The following is an 8,347-nucleotide window of genomic DNA, read 5'->3' as shown; positions in this document are numbered from 1 at the left end:
GGCCGGCCGCCTGGCGGCGGAGCCCGGCGTCCGCGGCATCCTGGTCGAGTCCTTTACCGACAGCAGCGGCCATCCCGAGCTCAACCTGCGCCTGTCCCGGGAGCGGGGCGAGCAGGTGGCCGAGCTGCTGCGCCGGCAATTGCCGGCCCTGGCGGTGGAGGTCAGGGCCTATGGCGCCGCCTCCCCCCTGGCCACGAACGATACCCCGGCCGGGCGCTACCAGAACCGGCGGGTCGTTATCCGGATCATCAAGGAGGAAGAGGCATCATGAGAGGGGAATCCACATCGTCGACACTGCTGTGGCTGGTGTCCCGGGCCGGTGTGTCCGATCTGTGTTACGGCGCTTTGCTCTCGGCGGGATACCGGGTCGAGGCGATGGCCGGGCTGGGCCGGGCCGGGGGAGAACAGCCCGGGGTGATCCTGGTCGACAGCGACATCGGCGCCGGTTTTCTCGAGTCGATCCGCACCGCCGTCAGCCGCTTTCCCCAGGCGGTGATCATGGCCATGGTGGAACACGGGGAAAGCGCCCTGGCCGGGGAAGCCCTGCGCGCCGGGGCGAGCGATTATGTGCTCAAGCCCTACCAGCCCAGCCAGTTGCTGCGGGTGTTGGGGCAGAGCCTGGCCCTGCGGCGGAGCACCGGCAACATGGTGGTGCGTTCGCGTGCCGGCCTGCAGGTGCTGCAACTGGCCTACCGGGCGGCCCAGACCCAGGCGGCGGTGCTGATCGGCGGCGAGTCGGGCACCGGCAAGGAATGCCTGGCGCAATATGTGCATCAGGTTTCCGACCGGGCGGCGGGCCCCTTTGTGGCGGTCAACTGCGCCGCCATTCCCGAGACCATGCTGGAGGCGGTGCTGTTCGGCCACAGCAAGGGTGCCTTCACCGGGGCCGCCCAGGCGCAGCCGGGCAAGTTCGAGCTGGCCAACGGCGGCACCCTGCTGCTGGACGAGATCTCGGAAATGCCCCTCGGCCTGCAGGCCAAGCTGCTGCGGGTGCTGCAGGAGAAGGAAGTGGAGCGGCTCGGCAGCCACCAGAAGATCCGCCTGGACGTGCGCATCGTCGCCGCCAGCAACCGGGATCTGCGGGAGGCGGTGGCGGCCGGCCAGTTCCGGGAAGACCTGTTCTACCGGCTGGACGTGCTGCCCCTGTGCTGGCCGCCGCTCAGGGAACGCATCGAGGACATACTGCCCCTGGCCCAGCATTTCCTGGCCCGTTACGGCCGGGGAGAGGCTTTCCGCCTGAGCCAGCAAGCGGAGCGGGCCCTGCTCGACTACGGCTGGCCCGGCAATATCCGGGAGCTGGAAAACGTCATCCAGCGGGCGCTGATCCTGGCCCGGGGCGCCATCATCGACGTGGCGGATCTGATGCTGCCGGAAGGTACGCGCCGGCCTTCTCCGTCGTCCTTCGGCGCGGCGCCCTGCACTGATGGCGGGGAGCGGGGCGAGGGGCTGCAGGCCAGCCGCCAGCGCGCCGAGTTCGACTATGTGCTGCAGATCCTGCGCCAGCACAGCGGACACCGTTCCCGCACCGCCGAAGCCCTGGGGCTGACCACCCGGGCGCTGCGTTACAAACTTGCCGCCATGCGTGAGCAGGGCATCGATATCGACCGAGCCGTAGGGGCCTGACCTTGATGAATATCTCACTCCAGACAGAACAACAGGCGATGCTGGTGCGGATGACGCAACTGCAGCAACGCGCCGCCGGCGGCGACATCGCACCGGCGGTGGAGCAGGGCTCCTTTACCGACTTGATGAAGCAGTCGGTGCGCGGCATCAATGCCGAGCAGGTGCAGTCGGCCCGGCTGATGACGGCGGTGGAGACCGGCGCCAGCGACGATCTGGTGGGCGCCATGCTCGCCAGCCAGAAGGCCGGGCTCAGCTTCTCCGCCCTGGTGCAGATCAGGAACAAGCTGACGACCGCCTTCGACGACATCATGCGCATGCCGCTGTAAGGAGACTCCATGGCCGAAGTGCAATCCATCAACAACCCCGGCCTGGCCGCGGGCCGGCAGCTCAAGGCCTCCCTGGGCCAGGGCTGGTCCCGCTGGCAGGGGCTGTCCCGCCACCATCGGCAGGTGCTGCTGCTCAGCCTGCTGGCCTCGGTGATCGCCGTGGCGGTGGTAGGGCTGCTGTGGCAGTCGGGACGCAGCTATGTGCCCCTGTACGGCAAGCAGGAACTCTACGACAAGGGCAGCATCGTCGAGGCCCTGGAGGCGGGCAAGATAGACTTTCGCCTCGACCCCCAGAGCGGGGAGATACTGGTGGAGCCGGGGCTGCTGGGCCAGGCCCGCATGCTGCTGGCCTCCCGCGGCATCAAGGCGGTGCTGCCGACCGGCCTGGACGGCCTGGCCCAGCATACCGGCCTGGGCACCAGCCAGTTTATGGAAACCCGCCGCTATCGCCATGCCCTCGAAGGCGAGCTGGCCCGCACCATCATGGCACTGGACTGGGTGCGCAACGCCCGGGTGCACCTGGCGGTACCCGAGCGCACCCTCTTTATCGGTCGGGCCGAGCAGACCCCGACCGCGTCCGTGATGCTGGACATCATCCCCGGCCGGCAGCCGGATCCGAGCCAGGTGGAGGGCATCGTCAACCTGGTGGCCGGCAGCGTGCCGGGCATGGAAAACAACAAGGTGTCGGTGATCGACCAGGGCGGTCAGCTGCTGAGCGACCACCTGGCCGCCGACGGCCTCAGCCGGGGCCTGAGCCTGCGCCAGGTGGAGCTTACCCGCCAGCTGGAGCAGCAACTGACCCAGCGCGCCCGGGACATGCTCTATCCGGTGCTGGGGGCCAACAATTTCCGGGTGCAGGTCACCGCCGAGCTGGATTTCAACGCGGTCGAGGAAACCCGGGAAACCCTGGACCAGAGCCCGGTGCTGCTGCGGGAGAGCGGCAGCGAAAACAACAGCCAGGACAGCCTGGGCCTGGGCATTCCCGGCGCCCTGGCTAATGTGCCGCCCCAGACCGGGGAGGACGCCGAGGGCGACAAGCAACCGAACCAGAACCTGCGGGAACGGCGTGAATTTCAGCGCCAGTTCGAGAGTGGCCGCTCCGTGGTGCATACCCGCTACCAGACCGGCCGGCTAAGCCAGCTCAGCGTGTCGGTGCTGCTGAACAATGGGGTGGCGCCGGAAGGCGGCTGGCAGCAGGCGCAGCTGGAGCAACTGGGACAGATGGTGCAGGGAGCCGTGGGCTTCAATGGGGCGCGGGGCGACCAGTTCGCCCTGACCAGCTTCGACTTCACCCCCCAGGCGGTGCTGACCGAGTTTCCGCCCGAGCCCCAATGGTGGCAGAGCCCCGAATGGCAGGACTATGCCCGCTACCTGGCCGCCGGCCTGATGCTGCTGGCCCTGTTGCTGTTCGGGGTACGGCCGCTGGTGCGCCACCTCAACGGTCGCCAGCTGGCGGCGGCCGGGCAGGAAGAAGATGTCCTGGTGGCGGGGTCGCCCGCCCCGGCCCTGTCCCGGGAACCGGGCCGGCTGGCGGTGGCGGGGCAGGAATCGTCCTCGCCCGGCAAGGCCGGTCCCCATACCCTGCTGCCCTGGGAGATGGATGAGCGGGAGTGGCAGCTGCCGCCCCCCGGCAGCGAACTGAAGGTGCAGGTGGCCCACCTGCAGATCCTGGCCGAGCGGGAAACCGATCGGGTGGCGGAAGTCATCAAACACTGGATTAAAGATCATGACTGAGCAACAGACGGCCATGGCGCTGGATGAAATGGAAAAGGCCGCCGTGCTGCTGCTCAGCATGGGCGAGGCCGCCGCCGCCCGGGTGCTGCAGCGGCTGGACCGGGACGATGTGCGCAAGGTGACGGCGGCCATGGCCAGGTTGTCGGGCGTGTCGGCCGACTCCGCCAAGGGCACCCTGCAGGAGTTTTTCGACCTGTTCCGCCAGCAGAGCGGCATCAATTCCGCCTCCCGGGAGTACCTGGAACGAACCCTGGACCTGGCCCTGGGCGAAAAGCTGGCCCGGGGCCTGCTCGACTCCATGTACGGGGATCAGGTCCGCCAGGAGATCCAGCGGCTGCAATGGGTGCAGCCCGAGGTGCTGGCGCGCTTCCTGCAGCAGGAGCATCCCCAGATGCAGGCGGTGATCCTGGCCTTCCTGCCGCCGGACTCGGCGGCGGCGGTGCTGTCCCTGCTGCCGGCAAGCGTGCACGACGAACTGTTGCTGCGGGTGGCCAACCTGAGCGAAGTGAGCGAGTTCGTGGTGGTGGAGCTGAAGGCGGCGCTGCGGCGCTGCCTGGATTTCGTGGCCGAGAACGCCGGTGCCCGGGTGGACGGGGTACGCCAGGTGGCCGATATCGTCAACCGCTACCAGGGCAACCGCGGCCAGCTGATGGAGGCCATCAAGCAGCAGGATGCGGATACCGCCGGCCATATCGAGCGCAACATGTACGACTTTACCAGCCTGGCCCGGCAGACTCCGGAAACCCTGCAGCGCATCGTGCAGGAACTGCCGCTGGAGACGCTGGGGCTGGCGCTCAAGGGCGCCGACAGCAATGTGCGCCGGGTCATGCTGGAAGCCATGCCGAGGCGCATGGCCCAGCAGATGGAGCAGGACATGTTGCGCCAGGGCGCGGTGGCGGTGAGCAAGGTGGACAATGCACGGCTCCAGGTCATGGCGCTGGTGCGCGAACTGGTCGAACTGGGCGAGCTGGAGTTCCAGCTGTATGAAGAACAGGTGGTGAGCTAGTGAAGGGTCCTTCAGGCAGCAAATGGCCCGCCGGCGGCTATCGCCGCTACCGCTTTCCCTCCCTCTACGGCGAGGCGGAAGTACGGGAAACGGCGGAGCAGGACGAAGAGCGGTTCCGGCAGGGCTTTGAGCAAGGCTATGAACAGGGGCTGGAGCAGGGCCGCCAGGCCGGCTACGAGGCCGGGGCGGAAAGCGGTCGCCAGGCCGGCTTCGAGCAGGGGCGGCAGCAGGGTCTGGCCCAGTTGAAGGAGCTGCAGCGAACCCTGGCGGAGGAGCTGCGCCAGTGGCAGACGGGGGCCGAGCAGCAATGGCAGCAGTTGTCCCTGTCGGCGCTGCGCCAGCAGCGGCAGCAGATCTGCGAGCTGGTGGAAGAGGTGTCGCGGCGGGTGATCCGCACCGAGCTGACCCTGAATCCCCAGCAGGTACTGGCGATAGTGGAAGAGGCGTTAAAGGGGATAGATCCCCGGGTGCAGGAGCTGCAATTGTTTCTGAACCCCGATGATCAGCAGCGGCTGCAGGCCCTCGGCATCACCGACTGCCAGGGCTGGACGCTGCACACCGACCCGGCCCTGGCCCCGGGGGACTGCCGCATAGAAACCGAAACCCTGACCCTGGAGGCCCTGACCGAGGAACGGCTGCAAAAGGGCATCGCCCGGGTGAGCCAGGGACTGGAAGCCGGCGATGAGCCGGCTTGAGGCGCGGCTGCAGCAGGCCAGGGCGGCGCTGGACGAGGATCTCGGTGTCGGCCAGGTTTACGGCCGCCTGCTCCGGGTGACCGGCATGGTGCTGGAAGTGTCCGGTTGCCGGCTGATCCTGGGCCAGCGCTGCCGCGTCGAGACCCATGGTGGCGGCGAGCTGGAAGCCGAGGTGGTGGGCCTGGATCGGGAACAGGCCCTGCTGATGCCGCTGGCGCCGCCGTCGGGCCTTTTTACCGGCTCCCGGGTGAGCCCCTGCTCGCCGGATGCCCGGCTGGCGGTGGGCGACAACCTGCTCGGCCGCATCCTGGACGGCCAGCTGCGGCCGCTGGATGGGCTACCCCTGAAACTGGGGCGGCAGATCCCCTGGCACGCCCCCGTGCCCAATCCCCTGCACCGCCAGCGGGTGAGCGAGCCGCTGGACGTGGGGGTGCGCGCCATCAATGCCCTGCTGACCCCGGGCAAGGGCCAACGAATGGGGCTCTTTGCCGGCCCCGGCGTGGGCAAGAGCGTGCTGCTCGGCATGATGGCCCGTTATACCCGCGCCGAGGTGGTGGTGGTGGGCCTGATCGGCGAGCGGGGGCGGGAGGTGCGCGAATTTATCGACGACTGCCTGGGGCCCGAGGGACGGGCCAAGGCGGTGGTGATCACGGCGCCCGCGGATCAGAGCCCGCTGTTGCGGGTGCGGGCGGCGGAGGCCTGCCACCGGGTGGCGGAGTATTTCCGCGATCAGGGCCGGGACGTATTGCTGCTGATGGACTCCCTGACCCGCTTCGTGCAGGCTCGGCGTGAAATCGGCCTGGCGGTGGGCGAGCCGCCGGTGGCCAGGGGCTATCCGCCTTCCGCCTTCAGCGCCCTGACCGAGCTGGTGGAGCGGGCCGGCAACGGCCACCACCCCCAGGGCAGCCTGACCGCCTTCTACACGGTGCTGGCGGAGGGGGACGATCAGCAGGAGCCGGTGGCCGACGCGGCCCGGGCCATCCTCGACGGCCACATCGTGCTGAGCCGGCGCCTGGCCGAGCAAGGCCACTATCCGGCCATCGACATCGGCGCCTCCATCAGCCGGGTGATGAGCAAGGTGGCCGAGCCGCCGCACTGGACCCGGGCGGTGCAGTGCAAGCGCTGGTTCAGCCTCTACCAGCAGGTGCGGGAGCTGCTGCCCCTGGGCGGCATCCAGGCCGGCAAAAGCCCGGAGACGGACGAAGCCATCGCCCGCTATCCGCAGTTGCAGCAGTTCCTGCAGCAGCGGGAGGAGGAAGCGGTGGATCTGGCCGAGAGCCTGCGGGCCCTGGCCGCACTGACCGGAGAGCAGGATGCGTAACCATTTGATCAAACAGCAACAGCAGCAACTGGACAGCCTGTTGCAGCAACGGGACCGGCTGGCCGAGCGGGAGGCGGTGCTGCAGGAGCAAGAGCAGCGGCTGCGGCAGGCCCGGCAACTGCTGGCCGAGCCCCAGGCGCGCACCTCTGCCCTCGGCCTGCTCAACCAGGGGCAGATCCGGCAGCATCTGGAGCAGGTGCTGGCAGTCCAGCAGCGGCAGTTGCAGGCCGCCACCCAGGACAGGGAGCGCTTTGCCCGCCTGAGCCGCCAGCAGGCGGGCAAGGTCAAGGGGCTGGAGCTGCTGGAGCAACAGCGGCGGCAGGAGCAGCAACGCCGGCAACAGAACCGGGAATGGGAAAACCAGCTGGAATGGTGCCTGAGCCGGGGTTCGGCCGAATAAATTCGACCCTACAAGTCGCCCTACACGTCGCCCAACCGGTCAATCCGGCGCGTAGGTGGGGGCGTTAAGATCCAGATGGCGTTCCAGCCATTCCTTCTGGCTGGCCAGCAGGCGGCCGTTGCCGTCGTTCAGCTGTTTGCAGTGGCGGGCCGTGGCCAGCAGCTCCCGCCATTGCCGCCCCAATTCCCGGGCCGGCTTGTCGGGCAGTTGCCGGCACAACCGTTCGATGGCGTCGGCGCCCCTGCTGCCGGAAAGGGCCTGGGCCAGCGCCTCCCGCTGTTCACCGAGCTCGCCCAGGCGAGCGGCGAGCTGCAGCTGGCGGGGATTGTGCGCCAGCAGGCCCTGGTGATCCTGGCCGAGCAGCAGCCGTCCCTGTTGCAGCAGGAGGCGGTGCAGCCGGCGGTAGCCTTCCAGCTCCTGGCCGATCAGTTGCCAGAGCCGTTGCAGTCGCTCCCGGCTCATGGCTTGCCGTGCAGATCCATGACGGCCCGGGACAGGGCGTCCATGTCCAGGGGCAGGGCGTTGTCGGCGATGGCCTGGCGCAGGGCGGCCACCCTGTCCATGTCCACCTCCGGCAGGGCGTCGAGCGCCGCTCGTGCCTGCTGGACCATCTTCAGCTCCTGGCTGAGCCTGGGCGCGCTTTCCTGCCGGGGCGAAACCTCGGTCGCCGGGCCTTTCCGGCTGTCGTCCTGGGAGGAGAGGGGGCCGAGGGCGCCTATCCTCTGGGGCGTGATCTTCATGATTCTCTACCTTTTATCCGCAGCTACCGGGATATAACGACCCGCCGGCGGAAAAACTTGAATGCCAATCACAACAGGGTCCGCACCCGGTTGGCGCCCACCACCCGGGCCCGGATTTCCTGGCCCGAATCGCTGTTGCGCACCCGGATAAGCTCCCGCTCGGCGCCGTTGTCCAGGGCCAGGCCCCGGGTGCTGATGGTGAAGCTCTCGCCCACCGCCTCGATCACCACCGGCTCTCCCCGGCGCACCAGCCAGGCCGGGGCCAGCAGGGCCGGGTAGGGCGGCTCGCCCGCCGGCAGATCCCGCAGCAATCGCTGCGCGCCGGGGCGGGGGCCGCTGACAAAGCCCCGGTGCAACCCGCCAATGTCCATGGCCTGCAGTTCGAGCCGGGCGGAAACCAGTTCCTGCTCCCGGGACAGGGGCTCGGCCGCGACCCACACCGGCAGCCGTACCCGCACCATGAGCCTGGCCCGGATCTGCCAGCCGGGGCTGTCGGGGCACT

Annotated in this window: 11 protein-coding genes; 8 read left to right on the top strand and 3 right to left on the bottom strand. The window is 68.9% G+C overall.

Annotated elements, in window-relative coordinates:
• The 8 genes from CGX12_RS18050 to CGX12_RS18015 all read left to right on the top strand — a co-directional run.
• The coding region (locus CGX12_RS18050) for an OmpA family protein (RefSeq protein WP_142995682.1) at positions 1–271 on the top strand (271 nt) is incomplete at its 5' end.
• A complete protein-coding gene (locus tag CGX12_RS18045) occupies positions 268–1,623 on the top strand; it encodes a sigma-54 dependent transcriptional regulator (RefSeq protein WP_254918341.1) in 1,356 nt (451 codons plus the stop codon). The genes CGX12_RS18050 and CGX12_RS18045, both read left to right, overlap by 4 nt.
• 5 nt (positions 1,624–1,628) lie before the next feature.
• Positions 1,629–1,949 carry a flagellar hook-basal body complex protein FliE gene (gene fliE, locus CGX12_RS18040; protein ID WP_094041231.1) on the top strand — a complete coding sequence of 107 codons (321 nt, stop codon included), beginning with the start codon at positions 1,629–1,631 and terminating at the stop codon, positions 1,947–1,949.
• A 9-nt stretch (positions 1,950–1,958) separates the two neighbouring features.
• Positions 1,959–3,683 (top strand): flagellar basal-body MS-ring/collar protein FliF, encoded by a 1,725-nt coding sequence (fliF, locus tag CGX12_RS18035; protein ID WP_094041227.1) that lies wholly within the window; start codon positions 1,959–1,961, stop codon positions 3,681–3,683.
• Positions 3,676–4,689 carry a FliG C-terminal domain-containing protein gene (locus tag CGX12_RS18030; protein WP_094041225.1) on the top strand — a complete coding sequence of 338 codons (1,014 nt, stop codon included), beginning with the start codon at positions 3,676–3,678 and terminating at the stop codon, positions 4,687–4,689. Before fliF ends, CGX12_RS18030 begins: the two co-directional genes overlap by 8 nt.
• A complete protein-coding gene (locus CGX12_RS18025) occupies positions 4,689–5,384 on the top strand; it encodes a FliH/SctL family protein (RefSeq protein ID WP_094041223.1) in 696 nt (231 codons plus the stop codon). Before CGX12_RS18030 ends, CGX12_RS18025 begins: the two co-directional genes overlap by 1 nt.
• Positions 5,371–6,705: a FliI/YscN family ATPase gene (locus CGX12_RS18020; protein WP_094041222.1), complete on the top strand. Its 1,335-nt coding sequence runs from the start codon at positions 5,371–5,373 to the stop codon at positions 6,703–6,705. The genes CGX12_RS18025 and CGX12_RS18020 overlap by 14 nt, the downstream gene beginning before the upstream one ends.
• Positions 6,698–7,105 (top strand): hypothetical protein, encoded by a 408-nt coding sequence (locus CGX12_RS18015; RefSeq protein WP_094041221.1) that lies wholly within the window; start codon positions 6,698–6,700, stop codon positions 7,103–7,105. Before CGX12_RS18020 ends, CGX12_RS18015 begins: the two co-directional genes overlap by 8 nt.
• A 39-nt stretch (positions 7,106–7,144) precedes the next feature.
• Here CGX12_RS18015 and flgN read toward each other — a convergent pair whose 3' ends face one another.
• The 3 genes from flgN to flgA all read right to left on the bottom strand — a co-directional run.
• Positions 7,145–7,567, bottom strand: coding sequence for a flagellar export chaperone FlgN (gene flgN / locus CGX12_RS18010; RefSeq protein WP_094041220.1), 423 nt, complete (start codon positions 7,565–7,567; stop codon positions 7,145–7,147).
• Positions 7,564–7,845 (bottom strand): flagellar biosynthesis anti-sigma factor FlgM, encoded by a 282-nt coding sequence (flgM, locus tag CGX12_RS18005; protein WP_094041219.1) that lies wholly within the window; start codon positions 7,843–7,845, stop codon positions 7,564–7,566. Before flgM ends, flgN begins: the two co-directional genes overlap by 4 nt.
• Positions 7,846–7,913: 68 nt before the next feature.
• Positions 7,914–8,347, bottom strand: a 434-nt coding sequence (gene flgA, locus CGX12_RS18000) for a flagellar basal body P-ring formation chaperone FlgA (protein ID WP_142995681.1), incomplete at its 5' end; no start/stop codon positions are given.

It is taken from the genome of Zobellella denitrificans (assembly GCF_002237365.1).
Lineage (GTDB): Bacteria > Pseudomonadota > Gammaproteobacteria > Enterobacterales > Aeromonadaceae > Oceanimonas > Oceanimonas denitrificans.
Note: the sequence above shows the minus strand (reverse complement) of the source record. Positions and strands in the feature narration are given on the sequence as shown.